The sequence below is a fragment of the Halorussus salinus genome (assembly GCF_004765815.2).
GTDB lineage: Archaea > Halobacteriota > Halobacteria > Halobacteriales > Haladaptataceae > Halorussus > Halorussus salinus.
Genome location: NZ_ML974129.1, coordinates 34,159 through 49,557 on the forward strand (window position 1 = coordinate 34,159; position 15,399 = coordinate 49,557).

The 15,399-nt window shown below is 65.6% G+C and carries 17 protein-coding genes; 8 read left to right on the forward strand and 9 right to left on the reverse strand.

The window, feature by feature from the left end; translation table 11 throughout:
- The first annotated feature begins 107 nt into the window (after nt 1-107).
- Nucleotides 108-695 carry a class IV adenylate cyclase gene (gene cyaB, locus EPL00_RS12015; RefSeq protein WP_135854408.1) on the forward strand — a complete coding sequence of 196 codons (588 nt, stop codon included), beginning with the start codon at nt 108-110 and terminating at the stop codon, nt 693-695.
- 237 nt (nt 696-932) lie between these two features.
- Entirely contained in the window at nt 933-2,144 is a 1,212-nt protein-coding gene (locus EPL00_RS12020) for a methionine adenosyltransferase (RefSeq protein ID WP_135854409.1), read from the forward strand.
- Between the two features lie 16 nt (nt 2,145-2,160).
- Here the strand turns inward: EPL00_RS12020 and EPL00_RS12025 are convergent, their stop codons facing one another.
- Nucleotides 2,161-2,565, reverse strand: coding sequence for a DUF5788 family protein (locus EPL00_RS12025; RefSeq protein ID WP_135854410.1), 405 nt, complete (start codon nt 2,563-2,565; stop codon nt 2,161-2,163).
- A 215-nt stretch (nt 2,566-2,780) separates the two neighbouring features.
- Here EPL00_RS12025 and EPL00_RS12030 point away from each other — a divergent pair, with 215 nt between their 5' ends.
- A complete protein-coding gene (locus tag EPL00_RS12030) occupies nt 2,781-3,962 on the forward strand; it encodes a tRNA sulfurtransferase (protein ID WP_135854411.1) in 1,182 nt (393 codons plus the stop codon).
- A 50-nt stretch (nt 3,963-4,012) separates the two neighbouring features.
- On the opposite strand, the gene EPL00_RS12035 is transcribed toward EPL00_RS12030, so the two are convergent.
- Both EPL00_RS12035 and EPL00_RS12040 read right to left on the reverse strand, forming a co-directional pair.
- Complete coding sequence (locus tag EPL00_RS12035) at nt 4,013-4,399, reverse strand: DUF7344 domain-containing protein (RefSeq protein WP_135854412.1); 387 nt, start codon at nt 4,397-4,399, stop codon at nt 4,013-4,015.
- Between the two features lie 74 nt (nt 4,400-4,473).
- Nucleotides 4,474-5,142: a helix-turn-helix domain-containing protein gene (locus EPL00_RS12040; protein ID WP_135854413.1), complete on the reverse strand. Its 669-nt coding sequence runs from the start codon at nt 5,140-5,142 to the stop codon at nt 4,474-4,476.
- A 142-nt stretch (nt 5,143-5,284) separates the two neighbouring features.
- On the opposite strand from EPL00_RS12040, the gene EPL00_RS12045 reads away from it, so the two are divergent.
- Nucleotides 5,285-5,782, forward strand: a complete 498-nt coding sequence (locus EPL00_RS12045) for a CHRD domain-containing protein (RefSeq protein ID WP_135854414.1) — start codon at nt 5,285-5,287, stop codon at nt 5,780-5,782.
- Nucleotides 5,783-5,841: 59 nt separating this feature from the next.
- The gene (locus EPL00_RS12050) at nt 5,842-6,297 is read left to right on the forward strand and encodes a DUF5804 family protein (protein ID WP_135854415.1); all 456 of its coding nucleotides are present in this window, start codon (nt 5,842-5,844) and stop codon (nt 6,295-6,297) included.
- 23 nt (nt 6,298-6,320) lie between these two features.
- Here the strand turns inward: EPL00_RS12050 and EPL00_RS12055 are convergent, their stop codons facing one another.
- The 3 genes from EPL00_RS12055 to EPL00_RS12065 form a co-directional block, all read right to left on the reverse strand.
- Nucleotides 6,321-6,626, reverse strand: a complete 306-nt coding sequence (locus EPL00_RS12055; protein WP_135854416.1) for a hypothetical protein — start codon at nt 6,624-6,626, stop codon at nt 6,321-6,323.
- A gap of 127 nt (nt 6,627-6,753) precedes the next feature.
- The gene (locus EPL00_RS12060) at nt 6,754-7,140 is read right to left on the reverse strand and encodes a hypothetical protein (RefSeq protein WP_135854417.1); all 387 of its coding nucleotides are present in this window, start codon (nt 7,138-7,140) and stop codon (nt 6,754-6,756) included.
- A 98-nt stretch (nt 7,141-7,238) separates the two neighbouring features.
- The gene (locus tag EPL00_RS12065) at nt 7,239-8,252 is read right to left on the reverse strand and encodes a PLP-dependent cysteine synthase family protein (RefSeq protein ID WP_135854418.1); all 1,014 of its coding nucleotides are present in this window, start codon (nt 8,250-8,252) and stop codon (nt 7,239-7,241) included.
- A 170-nt stretch (nt 8,253-8,422) separates the two neighbouring features.
- Here EPL00_RS12065 and EPL00_RS12070 point away from each other — a divergent pair, with 170 nt between their 5' ends.
- Nucleotides 8,423-8,794: a thioredoxin family protein gene (locus EPL00_RS12070; RefSeq protein ID WP_135854419.1), complete on the forward strand. Its 372-nt coding sequence runs from the start codon at nt 8,423-8,425 to the stop codon at nt 8,792-8,794.
- A gap of 68 nt (nt 8,795-8,862) precedes the next feature.
- Here EPL00_RS12070 and EPL00_RS12075 read toward each other — a convergent pair whose 3' ends face one another.
- Together EPL00_RS12075 and EPL00_RS12080 are read right to left on the reverse strand one after the other, a co-directional pair.
- Entirely contained in the window at nt 8,863-10,548 is a 1,686-nt protein-coding gene (locus EPL00_RS12075) for a CHAT domain-containing protein (protein WP_135854420.1), read from the reverse strand.
- Between the two features lie 534 nt (nt 10,549-11,082).
- The gene (locus EPL00_RS12080) at nt 11,083-11,847 is read right to left on the reverse strand and encodes a DUF7504 family protein (protein WP_135854421.1); all 765 of its coding nucleotides are present in this window, start codon (nt 11,845-11,847) and stop codon (nt 11,083-11,085) included.
- A gap of 189 nt (nt 11,848-12,036) precedes the next feature.
- Between EPL00_RS12080 and EPL00_RS12085 the strand changes: the two genes are divergently transcribed.
- Entirely contained in the window at nt 12,037-12,180 is a 144-nt protein-coding gene (locus EPL00_RS12085; protein WP_135854422.1) for a rubrerythrin-like domain-containing protein, read from the forward strand.
- Between the two features lie 40 nt (nt 12,181-12,220).
- Here the strand turns inward: EPL00_RS12085 and EPL00_RS12090 are convergent, their stop codons facing one another.
- Entirely contained in the window at nt 12,221-14,437 is a 2,217-nt protein-coding gene (locus EPL00_RS12090; protein ID WP_135854423.1) for a thioredoxin domain-containing protein, read from the reverse strand.
- Between the two features lie 306 nt (nt 14,438-14,743).
- Here EPL00_RS12090 and EPL00_RS12095 point away from each other — a divergent pair, with 306 nt between their 5' ends.
- Entirely contained in the window at nt 14,744-15,073 is a 330-nt protein-coding gene (locus EPL00_RS12095; RefSeq protein WP_135854424.1) for a DUF5789 family protein, read from the forward strand.
- The last annotated feature ends 326 nt before the right edge of the window (nt 15,074-15,399 follow it).

A 15,399-nucleotide genomic window follows, 5' to 3' on the forward strand; every position in this document is an offset into this window, starting at 1 on the left:
GCCGTTAACTGTTCAGCCCGTTGTAATAAACGCCCGCCACGAACTCGACATGACCCGTCGCTCCTCGAAGCGCAACCTCGAAACCCCACGACGGCCAACGAGGGCGTATGTACGAAGTCGAAGTCAAGGTCCCGGCCGACCACGCGGCCGTCCGGGAACGCCTCGACGCGCTCGGGGCCGACCCGGTGAACGCCGTCGAACAGGAAGACACCTACTACGACGCGCCCCACCGCGAGTTCGCCGAGACCGACGAGGCGTTGCGAGTCCGCCGGGAGACGGTCCACAGCGTCGGCGAAGCGAGCGACGAGGCCACCGAAGACGCCGACGAGTTCGCGGAACTCACCTACAAGGGACCGCTCGTGGAGGCCGAGTCGAAGACGCGCCGGGAAATCGAGACCGAGGTGGCGGAGGTCGAGGTCACGGGCGACCTCCTCGGGGCGCTCGGGTTCGACCCCGCCGCCACGGTCCGCAAGGAGCGCGAGCGGTTCGCGCTCGACGGCTACACCGTCACCCTCGACGCGGTGGTGGGGTTGGGCGAGTTCGTGGAAGTCGAGACCGAGGTCGCCGACGAGGAGTCCGTCGAAGCGGCCCGCGACGAGGCGTTCGAGGTGTTGCGGAAACTGGGACTGGACCCCGACGACCAGATTCGGACCTCGTATCTGGGGCTGTTGCTGGAACAGGAGTCGGAAGCGTAGTCTCGTGCTTCGGGCCGGTTTCGGTCGGGAGGTCGTACCCGCCCGCGCCGGAAGGCGAGCCGCCGCGAACGCGGCGCAATATTTGCGGCGACCGGTATCACTCGTGTTCGACCCTCTCGACGCCTGTCGAGCCTACAGAGCGTAACGACCGCCGTACCGATAGATAACCCGAGGTAATCCAGCATACCGATTTTCTTTTCGCAAGTTATAGAATCCGCGACCGGATACGTTGGGGTAATGACTGACCGCAACATTCAGGTCGAACCCATCCAGCGCCCCGCAGTCGAGGACCAAGAGATAGAGATCGTCGAGCGAAAGGGACTCGGCCACCCCGACTCCATCAGCGACGGCATCGCCGAGCGCGTCTCGCAGGCGTTGGCGAACGCCTACCTCGACCGCGTGGGCAAGGTCCTCCACTACAACACCGACGAGACCCAACTCGTCGCCGGGCGCTCGAACCCGCAGTTCGGCGGCGGCGAGATGATCGAACCCATCTACCTCCTCATCGTCGGGCGCGCGACCAAGGAGTACGGCGACCGGACCATCCCGACCGAGACCATCGCGCTCGAAGCGGCCCGCGACTACCTCTCGGAACACTTCCCCGAACTGGAGTTCGGCACCGACATCATCGTAGACGTGAAGTTGGGCGAGGGAAGCGGCGACCTCAAGGAGGTCTTCGGCGAGGAGGGCGTCACCGTCCCGATGGCCAACGACACGAGTTTCGGCGTCGGCCACGCGCCCCTGACCGAGACCGAGCAGATAGTCCTCAACGCCGAGCGACGCCTCAACGGCGAGTTCGCCGAGGACAACCCTGCGCTCGGCCAAGACATCAAAATCATGGGCAAGCGCGAGGGCGACCAGATAGACATCACCGTCGCGGCCGCGATGGTGGACCGCTACGTCGAGGACCGCGCGGACTACGACGACACCGTCGAGTCGGTCCGGGAGTTCGTCCGCGACGTGGCCCACGAGTACACCGACCGCGACGTGAGCGTCTACGTCAACACCGCCGACGGCGACGGCGACGACGAGGAGAGCGTCTATCTCACCACGACCGGCACCAGCGCCGAGATGGGCGACGACGGCTCCGTGGGCCGGGGCAACCGCTCGAACGGCCTCATCACGCCCAACCGCTCGATGTCGATGGAAGCCACGTCGGGCAAGAACCCCGTCAACCACATCGGGAAGATTTACAACCTCCTCGGCACGGAAATCGCCGAGTCGGTCGTCGCCGAGGTCGATGGGATTCGAGACCTCCGGATTCGCCTGCTGTCCCAAATCGGTCGGCCCATCGACCAACCCCACGTCGCCGACGCCGAGGTCGCCACCGAGGAGGGCGTCGCCGTCGCCGACATCGAGGACGAGGTGGCCGAAATCATCGACCGCGAACTGGCAGACGTGACCTCCATCACCCAGCGCGTCATCGACGGCGAACTCTCGACGTTCTGACCGCAGTCCGGGAGGACTACCGCAACTGCCTGACCAGCGAGAAGAGTTCCCTCGCGTCTTCGAGCTTTTTCCGTCGCATCTGCTCGCCGATATCGGGGGCGTCGAGTCCCTCCAGCGCGGTGAGCGCGCGGTCGATTCCGATGATGCTCTCGACGAGTCGTTCGCCCTCCTCGTACGAGACTTCGTTCCGGACGATCTGCTGTTTCCGCCCGAGCCGTTCCCGGCGGAGTTTGCGCTTCGTCTCCTCGATGCGGTCCCGCTCGGCTTCGGGAATCGCGTCTAAGTTTTTACACTCGAAGACGAACTCCTGTAAATCGACCGTCGTCTCCTGAATCGTGAGTTCTTCGGGCATCTGCGCCCCGACCGTCGCCGAGGGGCGACGAATCCTGTCGAGGAGTTGTTTTCTGTCGCTCTCGTTCATGTCTGAATTTTGGCTCTTGACGGTAGTTATAGTTCCGGGTGAAACCCACGCTACCAATTTCGGCTGGTTTCGAGCGGTCGTTCTCACGGGGCCGGGAGTGCGGAATCTCACGCTCGGGACCGACGCGGAGACGCCGTCGAACCCCGAACGAGAGACCGGGTCGAATCCGGTTCCCAACCGAACCCCATTTATTCCCCTCACGTCTACCCCAGTCCATGCGACAACCGGGAGCCGACACCGTCCTCGTGCGCCACGCGGACGTGGGCGTCAAGAGCGGGAAGGTCCAAGCCGAGATGGAGCGACGGCTCCGGGACAACATCGAAGCCATCGTCCGCGACCGGGGTATCGACGCCGAGGTCGAGCGCCGCTGGTCGCGCATCTTCCTCCACGCCGACTCGGACGACATCGACGCCGCGGCCGACGCCGCGGCCGACACCTTCGGCGTGCGGTCGGCGAGTCCGGCGGCCATCGTCCCGCCGGAGAAGGGACCCATCGTGGACGCGCTGGCCCGGAGCGCCGACGCGAACGCCGACGCGGTGGGCGACACCTTCGCGGTCCGCGCCCGGCGCGCGGGCACCGCCGAGGCCCACCCCTTCACGAGCGAGGACCTCGAACGCGAGGGCGGCGCGGCCGTCTTCGACGCGCTGGACGACCCCGAGGTGGACCTGACTGACCCGGACACGACCTTCTCGGTGGAGTGCCGGAAAGACGAGGCGTTCGTCTACACCGACGAGCGCCCCGGTCCCGGCGGGCTTCCGCTCGGAAGCCAAGCGAAAGTCGTCGCGTTGGTCAGCGGCGGCATCGACTCGCCGGTCGCGGCGTGGGAGATGATGAAGCGCGGGGCACCCATTGTCCCGGTCTACCTCGAACTGGGCGACTACGGCGGCCAAGACCACGAGGCCCGCGCGATGGAGACCGTCCGGCGACTCGCCGATTTCGCGCCGAACTTCGACATGAACGTCCGAAAGGTGCCCGCGGGCGACGTGATGGACCTGCTGGCCGAGGAGGTCGGCCCGGCCAGAATGTTGGTCTACCGCCGGTTCATGTACCGGGTCGCCGAACACGTCGCCCGCGAGACGAACTCCTCGGGCATCGTGACGGGTGAGGCCATCGGCCAGAAATCCTCCCAGACCGCCCGGAACCTCGGCGCGACGAGTCAGGCCGCCGACCTCCCGATTCACCGACCTCTCCTGACGATGGATAAATCCGAAATCACCGAGCGCGCCCGCGACATCGGCACGTTCCGCGATTCGACGATTCCGGCGGGCTGTAACCGCATCGCGCCGGACTACCCCGAGACGAACGCGACGCTCGAAATCGTGGAGAACGCGGAACCGGACGACCTCTTCGAGCGGGCCGAGAACGCCGCCCGGAACGCGACCATCGTGGACCTCTGAGTTGGGGAGCGACGCCGAGAAAAACGGAGTCGGGGGAAGCGACGCCGAGATTAGTCCGACTCGGCCCGCGAGGAGTTCGGGAGTCCGAGGAGTCCGTGACTCACCGTGGAGTCGAGCGGGACGCTCTCGGCCCACGTCGAGAGCGTCACGCTACTCTCCGCGGGGTCGAACTCGACCAGTTCGGCGTCGACCAGTTTCGGCACGTGGACGTGGTACAGACCGAGGAGCGAGGCGGAAACTCCCCTCCCGGCCGACGCGCTCCCGGTTGGCGGACCCTCCTCGACCAACTCGATTTCGGTGGCGAGGTCCGAGACCGGGACCGGTCCGGGGTGGCGAACCAGATACCGGAGGACGATTCGTCGGTGAGGATGGGCGAGCGTGCTGTACAGGAGGTCTTGGTACCGTTCGCAGTCGCCGGGACTCATCGTCGAATCCATGTGGAGAGGTGAGAGGCGAACGCCAAGGCCGTGTCTTTGAGTGCTAAACCTCTTCAAATAGGGTGGGATATTTATTAATCTCTCGTGGCGGTCTCGTGCGACTGGTGGACGAGGACCTGTTCGAGAATCCGGTCGTTCGCCCGCCGGATGCGTTCGGAGACGGCCTGTTCGGACACGTCGAACTCCGCCGCGAGTTCGGCGAGGGCGACCTCGCGCGGGATTTTGAAGTAGCCCCGACGCGTGGCTTCGGCCAGCGTTTCGTACTGTACCTCGGTCAGTCCGTACAACTCCGGCGACTTGGACCGTTCCGCGAGGGCGAAGACGCGACTCAGACGATAGGTGATGCCGTGGTCGAGACAGTGGGCGTTGAACGCCACGAGACCGGCGCGGTCGTCGAATCGAATCCGGAACGTCCACTCGTCGTCGCCGTGGGCTTCGAGGATGGTGGCGTCGGTCTCGGTGATGCCGACGACGAGTCGTTCGGCTGGCTCCTCCCACTCGATTTTGTACAGCGCGCTCTCCGGGAGTCGGTCGAGGACTACGAACGACTCGACGTGTGGGTCGCGTTCGAGACCGGCTTCGAACGCGGGTAAGTCGTCGCCGTGGCCCCAGACGTACGGCACGACGCGCTCCTCGGCGGGGATGACGCGTTCGAGTTCGACCGAGAGGTCCGGATACTCGTCTATGAGTCCCCCGAGTAGGAACTCGTCGGCGTCGATGACGAACTCCGCGATGATACTCATATCGAAACGGAAGGTCGGCGAGACGAAAGCTACTCCGTAACCGGTCGATTCAGTTTCGTGTCCGCTGACGGGTAACGCGGGGTCTCACTCGCCGCGACGAAACCGTTTTCACTGCGCCCGTCGCGGGTCCGCTCGGGGGACTATGCCAAGAGTTACCAGACGGGGGCTCCTCGCCGCCTTCGGAAGCAGTGCGCTCGGACCCGCCCTTCGAGCGAACCGACTCGCCGACTCCGGACCCGAGACGTTCGGCGCGTGGCTGACCGGCGCGAACGAGGTCCCGCCGGTCGAGACAGCGGCGTTCGGGGTCGCGGGCTTCAGACTGGCGGGCGACGAATCCGGCATCGACTACTGGCTTGCCGTCGCCGGAATCGAAAACGCCGAGGAGGCCCACATCCACAAGGGGCCGCCGGACCTGAACGGCAACGTCGTGGCGTACCTGTTCGGGCCGGTGCGGGAACCGGTAGACGAGACCGGCCTGCTGGCGTCCGGCAGACTGGCCGACGACGACGCGATTTGGCCGCTGACCGACGTGGAGGGGATGGCCGACGAGATGCGCGACGAGAACGTCTACGTCAACGTCCACACGACCGCCGATCCGTCGGGGGAGATTCGAGGACAGATACGACCGCTCGGCGGATGAACGCCTGACCGCTGTCGGGGAACGAAATCGCTTTACCGCACAGGTGCCATCGGAGACGTGTGACTCGGGTCTGTCTCGTCGGGTCCGACGGCGTGGACCTCCGCACCGAACTCGTCACGCGGGAGACCGCCCGCGAGGCGTTGGCGACCTACGACCTCCGCGAGGAGTACCGCAACTCGCTGGCGCTCGAAACCATCAGCCTCGGGTCGGCGGTCTCGCTACTGAACGACCTCAACTGGTATCTCGTCCGGTTCACCGACGACGCGCTGGTCCTCGAACCGAGCGTCAGCGAGACCGAGTGGCTCTCTCGGGACCTCGCGGAGGCGGTCCGCGACGGTATCACCGACCCCGACGCGACCGACGAGTATCTGAAGGTGTACGGTCTGACCGCCGAGGGCGACCTCGTGGAACCGATGTACCTGACCCGCCAAGACGGCGCGTTGCCCGACTACGACCTCCGCGACGTGGACGATACCGTAGTCGTGCGGGTGACGGAAGCCGAGTTCGGCGACTGATTCTCGCCTCGGACCGCTCGGTCTCAGACCTCCGCGTCGCGGACGTGTTCGGCGAGTCCGTTGACCTCCTCGCGCAGGACCGACACCGCGCCCTCCTCGTCCGACCAGTTGAACGAGACCCACTCGCGAAACTCGCCCTCGTCGTGACGATTAGGCCGGTTTCTGCGCCGTAAGCCCGCGACCGGTGCGGCCTCCAGCGCGCCGTCGGAGAGGCCGGTCTCGACTTCCACGAGGCCGCGGTACTGCGTGGCCTCCTCGACGCTCGTCCGCTGTATCTCGCACTTCCGGCCTTTGTACGTCCATCGCTTCGCGGTCTGCCAGAGTATCATGGGGACTCTGGCTACGTCGAATCGAGCGGGAGCATATGCTTTTCGGTGCTTCGGCGGGGAAGAAAAGTGGGCGCGTCGGAGGCTCGGTCGGTTACGCGTCGGACGCTCACTCGGGCGCGTCGGACGCTTACCCCGTCACGCGCCGCAGGCCCGCGCCGACGAGGTGGGCGGGAAGCGCGACGACGAGGGCCAACACGAGCGCCCCGACGAGATTCTGCAAGACGATACGCATCGGGGCGCTCGTCGAGGCGGCCGCGACCACGAACCCGCCGAGCGTGAGCGACGCCGCGAGGAGGACGCTGACTAGCACGCCGCTGTTGCTGTAGGAGTTGTACAGCGCGGTCAACGCCATGACGGCGAACAGCGCGTAGGTGAACCACTGCTGGGACCGGAGTCCCGGCGAAACGGTGTAGAGTCCCGCGACGACGACGAACAACGCGAGCGCGAGGCCGCCGTGGTTGCGCGAGGTCGAACGCGACCGACCGAGGAGTGCAGTTCGGAACGAGTATTCCATATTCGTGATATAATATCGGCAGTATTTAAATATTTACTATCGGCAAGAAATAATAATCGGAATCGCGCCCGAAAATCCGTGAGCCTCTCGAAGCGGGCTCAGTCGAACATCCCCGTCGAGAGGTACCGCTCGCCGCTGTCGGGGAACACCGTCACGACCAGCGGGCAGTCGTCGTAGCCGTCGAGCGCACCGCCGTCGGACCGGAGTCCGGACGACGCTTGCACCTCGCCGTCCTCGCCCAACAGGTCCGCGAGTTCGTCGGGAGCCTCCGGGCAGTTCAGTTGCGGTTCGGCGAGGCGGTCGGCGACCCGGCGGGCCGCGACCGACGCCGCGCCCGACGACTGGCCGACGAGGATACCCTCCTCGCGGGCGAGTCGGCGGGCTTCCTCCTCGGCGTCCGCCAGCGCGACCGTCTCGACCGAATCCAGCAGGTCGGTGTCCAGCAGGTCGCTGACGAACCCCGGTCCCATCCCCTGATAGTCGTCGTCGCCGGACTCGCCGGTCGAAAGCACCGCGTTGCGCTCGGGTTCGACCGCGACGACCTCCATCTCGGGGAACTCCTCGCGCAGGCGCGAGGCGGTGCCGGTGATGGTGCCGCCGGTGCCCACGCCTGCCACGAGGGCGTCTATCTCGCGGCCCTCGACCTGTTCGAGTATCTCCTCGGCCGTGGTTCGGTAGTGGGCTTGGGCGTTCGCGGGGTTCTCGAACTGGCCCATCTGGACGACGCCGTCCTGTTCTGCCAAGCGGTCGGCACGCTCGCGGGCGCTCTCCATCTCGCCGTCCACGAGTTCGAGGTCCGCGCCGTAGGCCTTCAGCAGTTTCCGACGCTCGGGCGACTTCGAGGCGGGCATCACGATGGTCAGGTCGTAGCCCCGCGCCGCGGCCGCGACAGCGAGGCCGATGCCGGTGTTCCCGCTGGTCGGTTCCACGAGGCGGTCGCCCGGCGAAATCTCTCCGGCGCGCTCGGCGGCCGCGATCATCTCGCGGGCGGGTCGGTCCTTCGCGGACCCGCCGGGGTTGAACCCCTCGACTTTGGCCGCGACGGTCGCGCCCTCCGGCGACGATACCCTCACGAGCGGCGACCCCACCGCATCGAGGATAGAGTCTTTCATTGTTCGGGCGTAGGCACGGGACGTATAAACGAATGGCGGCTGGTGGCAGGACGTGCCGGTAGTCCCGAACTCGGGCGATTTGGACCCACACGTAACGAACGCCGAATCGAACGCTCCCCAGCACTGCCCCGACCCGCACACCTAAACACGTCGAGCGACAACCGAGGGACATGGAGACGACCGAACCGAACCCGACGTGGGACGCCGCGGCGCACAGCGAAGTCGTAGACGCCATCGAGGCTGGCGTCGGCGAAGTCACCTACCGCGTCTGGGGTGCCGACTGGTGTGGCGACTGCCGGGCCGCACTCCCCGACTTCTTCGCGGCGCTGGAGGCCGCGGGCGTCCCAGACGAGGAGGTCGAGGTTTACGAAGTCGACCGCGACAAGGAAGGACCGAACGTCGAAGCCTACGACGTGTCGCTCATCCCGACCGTAGTGGTCGAGCGCGACGACGAGGAGGTCGCCCGATTCGAGGAGTCCGAGGACCGCCCGGCCGCGGAGTACGTCGCCGAGAGGCTCCTCGACGGCGACGTGATGGCCTGACCAGTGATGACGCCGAACTCAGATGCGGTACTGCCGCATCGTTTTGTGGATAGTTCGTCGCTGAGTCATTACTCGTCCGAATCGTCGTCGTGGAACCACTGGTCGGTCCACCGGAGGGTGCCGTTGACCACCAACGGTGCGAAATCGTCGCCGATTTTAGCGTCGACCTCTCTGAGTTGGTGTGTCGACTGTAATGACGCAGGGGCGACGTAGGATTCTGGACTCTCCTCGTTCCGGAAGTACGGCGTAACGACCATACCGTGGGAGCGGTCCGGGGGATTGTAACTTATGATCTCTGCTTCGACTGTTTCGTCCGGGTCGGGGCGATCTTCCGAGTCGAACTCTAACGCTGCTATCACCGGCGTGGCATCTCTACACTGTGCCACCGTGACGTTCGGATCGCCGACCACGACGTAGTGGTGTCCGATACTGGTGTACTCGTCTACGACTTCGAGTGCGCCCCCGACACCGAACCCGTAGTTGAGCAGTCGTGCAAACGTTTCGCCGACTTCGAGCGCGCCGAGATTACCGACATCGCCCCAGCTCACGATTGCGGCGCGTGCCCCCGCTTCCAAGAGTGCAATTCCTTGATCGTGCGACCGACATGCGTTGAGTAGCACCGTCGTCGCACCGGTCTCCGGGAGCGTCTCGGCGTCGAGGAGACCGTCGGGGCACTGTAGTCCCCGACCGTCTACGTGGCCGATGAAGTGGAACAAGTCGTGGTCTTCAGACAATAGCGCCCGAAGCTCGTCGGTCGAGACGCCGAAGCGACAGTCCACGTCGAACGGGACTACGTCTCGATTTCCGTATACTTCCGAGACGGCGTCCCACTCCTCGCGCATCTCCTCGTCGTTGCAGACGACCGTTACCTCGATGACGCCGTCAGTCGATTCCGTTGGTTCGTGTTGGAACGCCGCCGGGTGGAATTTCGACCCGTGAACCGGCGTCCCGTCGCCGACCCACGCTCGCTCCATCGCCTCGGTCTCCGGAAGCGGAACGTACTCGCCGAAGTCGGGGACGCCAGCCGCTCGCTCGTCCGAGTAGTCCGGGAAGTTCGGTTCTGTGGACGTCGAATTGCGTTTGAACGAGTCTAGTGCTTCCAACTCGCGGTCCCGTCGAGCCTCGGAAGATGGAGAAAAATTCGGCGTCGATGGGGATTTCGTACGGATTATCGAGAGGTCGTTGACGATGTACGGTAGAACTTCCATGCTCTCGGCGACGGGGCGAGCGTAGACGACGCGGCCCCATGTCGGTTTGGCTTCGTCTAGCACCGCCTCTGGTATCGAGAGGTAGGTTTCGAGACGTTCCGCCAACGGAGTTTCGTAGAGCGCCTCGGTGTCGAGATCGACGAACGACTCGACCGCTCGGTGTTCGGCGAGGTCCGTCTGGTGAAATCCTTCGGTTCGGGTCACGCAGTCGAGAATGAACGCCTGTTTCAGTACTCGGGCGACCTTGTCTTCGAAGTCGTCACCGTCACCGAACGAGTGACTGAAGCCGTTCTCAGTGGTGAGTCGCGGCACTTCACCGGGGACGACGGTCGCCCCGAGGTAGTACGCCAGCGGGGCGACCGGTAGAACGTACCGGTACTCCGCCGGAACGTGAATCGTAACCCCGGTCTCGGGAACGTCGAGGTCGTCGGGAATCGACAGTTCGTCTCCTCGTTCGATGCGCGGCGGGTGTCCGCGCAGAGAGGGCCACGACCGCTCCGGAGTAGTCGTCTTCGGTGCCGATCCGAACGTCGATACTGCTCGCATAGCCGCTCTCGGTTCGTCGGGCACGGTTACGGTGGTTACGGGAGAAGTATGTATCGACCGCACCCCGACTTCGACGAGGGTTTCGGACCCGAAGTCGAACCGGTGTCGGTTTTCGGCCACGGACAGAGAGAACGACGACTCGATACGGAGGTAGAGAGTGAACAGTGTACCGATATCGAGCAAGTAATCGTCGGCGTCGAACTCCCAATTTCCACTCCGGTCGATGTCGCAGATGTGTGTCCCATCCTGTGCATCTCTGATTCCAATTAGCGGCTTCGTCGGAAGCGTAATACCAGATGTGACGAATCGTCGTGCGACTGTCACGGGGTAGACGAACCGCTCGGTGTCGGTCGGGGTCAACGACACCGGTTCGGGTGTGTGGAGGACGTAGCGATGGCTCTCGATGGGGTCTACTATCTCCACGCCGGGTCGGTCGCCGAGCGAGTCAATTCGTGGTCGCATGCTTCTGAACGTCTCCGCTGGTCTATGGTCGCGGCAAGCAGTCGGGTCGGCTAGTCCGGTTTGCCCGGTCGGTCATAGGGGGAACCAGTCGGTCACTAAGTCGCGACTCGCGACGCGCCAGCGCTCCTCGGCGTGGTGGCCGTCGCGGCCGCTGTCGACCGCGCGTATCTCGACCACGGCGTCGAAGTCGTCGGCGATTCGTTGGACGCGCTCGCTGTCGTACGGTTCGGTCAGGACGTAGTGGCCCATCGCGTCGTAGTCGGTGACGTAGCCGGTGACGACTTGGAGACAGCGGCGCACGACGCCAGCGTCGTAGTGTTCGAAGAGCGCCCCGAGCGAATCGACGCCGACGCGCAGTTGGGCCGGACGAAGCCCGCCCGCGTGGCGGTTGAACGTCGCCATCGACTCGGCCAGTTCCGCCTGCAGGCCAGCGAGTTGCGGGTCCACGACGCGCCGCTCCGAGAGGTCGCCCAGCGGCGGCGTCTCGGGCGGGTCATCGCTCTCTACGACCGACCGAGGAGGCGACGCGTGGTTGACGATCTCGGTCGTCTCGCCGAACTCGCCGGGCGTCTCGTCGGGGTCGGGGAGGCGCTCGACGACGCTCTGGGCGCTCGCGTCGGTCACCGCGAGGAGCCGGTACCGCTGTTCGTCGGTCCCCCCGAGCAGTCCCGCGCTGGCTTCGGTAAACAGGCGGCGCGGCGCGTCCCCGACCACCAAGAGGTTACACCCGTCGGCCTTCAACTCCCGTAGCACGTCGAGAAACCGAGGAGGCTCCTCCGAGGCAGTCACATCGTCGCCCGAGCCGCTCCCCCGATACCCGGAACTCCCTGCACTCATTGAGCAACCGGTTGCAGATGTATAGTTAATAAACTTTCGCACCGACGAGAGCAGAAATCTGGACTCCGAATCGGTCGATTCGCCGGGGTTTTCGCGGCGAGAATCCTAGTATGCGGTAAAATACCGTGTATGCCTCGATATCCAATTAGGACAACCATTAACACCGACTTCGTGTGAACTGTTACCACGATGGTTCGGACTGATTCCTACCGACCGGGGACCGCGACCTACGAGTGCAACGACTGTCTGGAACGCGTGCGGTCGAGCGACTTTCCGGGACCGTGCCCAGAGTGTGACGGTGAGATGCGGAACATCGCCGTCCCGCGGGAGTGAGACGTTCGCTCCGACGCTCCTCGTCGGCTACCGACCCGATTCAGGCGTTCCCGTCGGCCCAGTCGAGCGCCGCGGCGAGGTCTGTCTCGGGCGGCGAGCAGGCGAATTCCCGGCAGACGTAGACTGTCGGCTCGCCGTCCCTCTGGCCGCGCTCGGCCCAGATGGGCGGGATATCGGCGAGGTCAAGCCGGTCGAGCCACGTCGATAGCTCGTCGTCGGTCGGCGGTCTGCGCGACAGCAGGCGCGTCGGCAGGTAGCGGTCGGCGAGTTCGTCGCGCCACGACTCGGGTAGCTCGTCGGCGACCGCGGTAATCTCCAGCGACCCGCGAGCGTAGCGGTCGGCCGCCAACGCGAGCGACGCGTGCTGGAGCGGGTTCGACCGAATCTCCCGTCCTCGGGTTTCGAGGACGCGCTCGGCAACGTCGGCGTACTCGTCGTGTCGGGCGCTCTCGGCGTTCGCGTCGGGCCTGAACGCCGCGAGCGCGAGGAGGGCGTCAGTCGCGACGCCCAAGCTGGAGGGCGTCGATTGGTCGTGTGGCTCTTGGGGGCGAGCGACTAGCTCCTCGCCGCGTTCGGGGGTGAAGTAGATGGTCCCGGCCTCGGCGTCCCAAAACTGGGCGACGATGGCGTCCGCGAGGTCGAGCGCGAAGCCGAGGTGGTCGGGGTCGCCCGTGGCCTCGTAGCAGTTCAGCGCGCCGCGCGCGAGGAAGGCGTAGTCTTCGAGGTAGCCCTCGATGGCCACGTCGCCGTCCTTGAAGCGTCGGGACAGTCGCCCCGTCTCGCCGTCCTCGTGCCACAACTCCTCGCGGACGAACCCGAGCGCGTCCGCGGCGAGGTCGGCGTAGTGGTCGTCGTCGAGGACGAGCGCGCCCTCCGCGAGCGCCGAAATCATGAGGCCGTTCCAGCCAGCCAGCACCTTCTCGTCGCGCCGGGGTCGAACGCGCTCCTCGCGGGCGGCGAAGACCTGTTCGCGGGCGGCCTCGACGGTCTCCTCGACTTCCTCCTCGGACAGGTCGTACTCGTCGGCGAGGTCCGGAATCGACTCGCTGACGGTCAGGACGGTCTTGCCCTCGAAGTTGCCCGACTCGGTGACGCCGAAGCGGTCGCAGAAGAGGTCGGCGGCGGTCTCGGCGTCGATGTCGGCGTCACCGTCCGCGCCCTCCCAGTCGTCGCCCTCGATGGCGTCGCGGATTTGGTCGGGCGTCCAGACGTAGAACTTGCCCTCCTCGCCGTCGCTCTGAGCGTCGAGCGTGCTGTAGAACCCGCCTTCCGGATGGGTCAGTTCGCGCTCCACGAACTCGAAGGTCCGTCGTGCGGCGGTCGCGTAGCGGTCGTCGCCCGCGACCTGATACCCGGCGAGCATGGCGCGCGAGATTTCGGCCTCGTCGTAGAGCATCTTCTCGAAGTGGGGCACGACCCACTCGCGGTCCACGGTGTAGCGGTGGAACCCGCCGCCCAACTGGTCGAACAGGCCGCCGTCGGCCATCGCGGAGAGGGCTTCCGTGGCGACCGCGCGGTACTCCTCGGCCGTTTCGTCGTCCGCCCCGCCCTCGCGCTCGGCGCGCTCGGCGGCACGCAAGAGGAGGTGGATTCTGCCCGCTTGGGGGAACTTCTGACCGGTTCCGAACCCACCGTGTTCGCGGTCGGCGCTTCGGACCGCGGCGTCGGCCGCCGTTTCCAGCAGGTCCGCGCCGGGTGCCTCGCCGGGGTCGGGGACGGATTCGAGTTCGCCCTCGATGGCGTCGGTCCACTGGTCGGCCCGGCGGTCCATCTCCCGGCGCTCGTCGTCGTCGGCCCACGACTCGGCGATGTTTTCGAGGAGTTCGCCGAAGCCGGGTTGGCCGCGCTTGGCCTCCTTGGGGAAGTAGGTCCCGACGTAGAACGGGCGGCCGTCGGGCGTGAGCCACACCGACAGGGGCCACCCGCCACGGCCGGAGACGGCCTGACAGATGGTCTGGTAGATGCTGTCGAGGTCGGGGCGCTCCTCGCGGTCCACCTTGATAGGGACGAAGTTCTCGTTGAGGAGGTCGGCTATCTCCTCGTCCTCGAAGCTCTCGTCTTCCATGACGTGACACCAGTGACACGCCGAGTAGCCCACCGACAGGAAGATGGGCACGTCGCGCTCCGCGGCGGCGTCGAGCGCGGCGTCGTCCCACGGTTGCCAGTTGACCGGGTTGTCGGCGTGCTGGCGGAGATAGGGGCTTTCCTCCTCGTCGAGTCGATTGCGCGCGGTGGGGTCGGCGTCGGTGTTCGTCATGTTTCGAGCGAGGGGCTTGAGCGACGTAAAGGCGGGGTTCGCGGCCACGCAGGGCGTCGATGGGTGTCGGTTTTCGAGGTTTCGGGGACTTTCGAGGCGGTCTCGGCTCCGAGAGTCGCGGGTACGTTCCCCGGAAATTCGGTCGTCGCCGTTCTGGCCGCCGCCGAAGACACCAGTACACCGACTCGAAGACTCCCTATACAATGCTAAAACATAGGCACACAATCTCGACTTCGCCACGCTATCACGAACCACTTGGAAATCCGAGGAGTGAGTTTTTCATTGCGCGAGCGAGAACCCTCCTACATGGGCGTGAGGCCACCATCGTCGAACTCGGACGAGGGTCCCGACGTTATCGAATTCGGCATCGCCGAGGTCGCGGCCGAACTCGACGGCGGGAACCTCTCGTTTCCGGCGACCGGCGACGAAATCGTGCAGGCACTCTCGGACCCGCGCATCAAGTACGACGCCGACGGCCACACCGTGCCGCTCTCGGAGGCCGTCTCGGACGTGGAGCGCGAGGAGTTCGAGGACAAACAGGAGTTCCTGAACGCCCTCCACCCAGTCTTCGAACACTATCGGAACTCCCGGACGCCGAGCGTCATCGAGCGCGTTCGGTCCGCCTTGCCACTCTGAATCCGGAACGCTGTCTGTTTTCCCACGGATTTCTGATTCGGTATCGAGTTCGGTTCGGGATGGTGCTTCATTTAGGCGGTGACCGCACGGCAACAGCAGACTGCACCGCGACCCCAGACCACGCTATTGCCGACAAAAAGGAGTCTCCCGCACCGCCCCGCACGGCACCGCTCCTCGTCCTCCCCAACCGCCTACGTTGCTCGGTCGCTTCGCTCCACTGCGCTACTCGGCCCTCGCGCGCTTGGCGAACCACGAGGGTTCGCCAGCACGCGCCGGGTGGTCCGTAGAACCGCTCACGTTCGGTGGTCCGCCGGGTACCGTGCGCC

What these genes read in the sequence shown, in the direction of transcription:
- cyaB (WP_135854408.1), top strand. Translation starts at nt 108, where the DNA reads ATGTACGAAGTCGAAGTCAAGGTCCCGGCCGACCACGCGGCCGTCCGG.
- EPL00_RS12020 (WP_135854409.1), top strand. Translation starts at nt 933, where the DNA reads ATGACTGACCGCAACATTCAGGTCGAACCCATCCAGCGCCCCGCAGTC.
- EPL00_RS12025 (WP_135854410.1), bottom strand. Translation starts at nt 2,565, where the DNA reads ATGAACGAGAGCGACAGAAAACAACTCCTCGACAGGATTCGTCGCCCC.
- EPL00_RS12030 (WP_135854411.1), top strand. Translation starts at nt 2,781, where the DNA reads ATGCGACAACCGGGAGCCGACACCGTCCTCGTGCGCCACGCGGACGTG.
- EPL00_RS12035 (WP_135854412.1), bottom strand. Translation starts at nt 4,399, where the DNA reads ATGGATTCGACGATGAGTCCCGGCGACTGCGAACGGTACCAAGACCTC.
- EPL00_RS12040 (WP_135854413.1), bottom strand. Translation starts at nt 5,142, where the DNA reads ATGAGTATCATCGCGGAGTTCGTCATCGACGCCGACGAGTTCCTACTC.
- EPL00_RS12045 (WP_135854414.1), top strand. Translation starts at nt 5,285, where the DNA reads ATGCCAAGAGTTACCAGACGGGGGCTCCTCGCCGCCTTCGGAAGCAGT.
- EPL00_RS12055 (WP_135854416.1), bottom strand. Translation starts at nt 6,626, where the DNA reads ATGATACTCTGGCAGACCGCGAAGCGATGGACGTACAAAGGCCGGAAG.
- EPL00_RS12060 (WP_135854417.1), bottom strand. Translation starts at nt 7,140, where the DNA reads ATGGAATACTCGTTCCGAACTGCACTCCTCGGTCGGTCGCGTTCGACC.
- EPL00_RS12065 (WP_135854418.1), bottom strand. Translation starts at nt 8,252, where the DNA reads ATGAAAGACTCTATCCTCGATGCGGTGGGGTCGCCGCTCGTGAGGGTA.
- EPL00_RS12070 (WP_135854419.1), top strand. Translation starts at nt 8,423, where the DNA reads ATGGAGACGACCGAACCGAACCCGACGTGGGACGCCGCGGCGCACAGC.
- EPL00_RS12075 (WP_135854420.1), bottom strand. Translation starts at nt 10,548, where the DNA reads ATGCGAGCAGTATCGACGTTCGGATCGGCACCGAAGACGACTACTCCG.
- EPL00_RS12080 (WP_135854421.1), bottom strand. Translation starts at nt 11,847, where the DNA reads ATGAGTGCAGGGAGTTCCGGGTATCGGGGGAGCGGCTCGGGCGACGAT.
- EPL00_RS12085 (WP_135854422.1), top strand. Translation starts at nt 12,037, where the DNA reads ATGGTTCGGACTGATTCCTACCGACCGGGGACCGCGACCTACGAGTGC.
- EPL00_RS12090 (WP_135854423.1), bottom strand. Translation starts at nt 14,437, where the DNA reads ATGACGAACACCGACGCCGACCCCACCGCGCGCAATCGACTCGACGAG.
- EPL00_RS12095 (WP_135854424.1), top strand. Translation starts at nt 14,744, where the DNA reads ATGGGCGTGAGGCCACCATCGTCGAACTCGGACGAGGGTCCCGACGTT.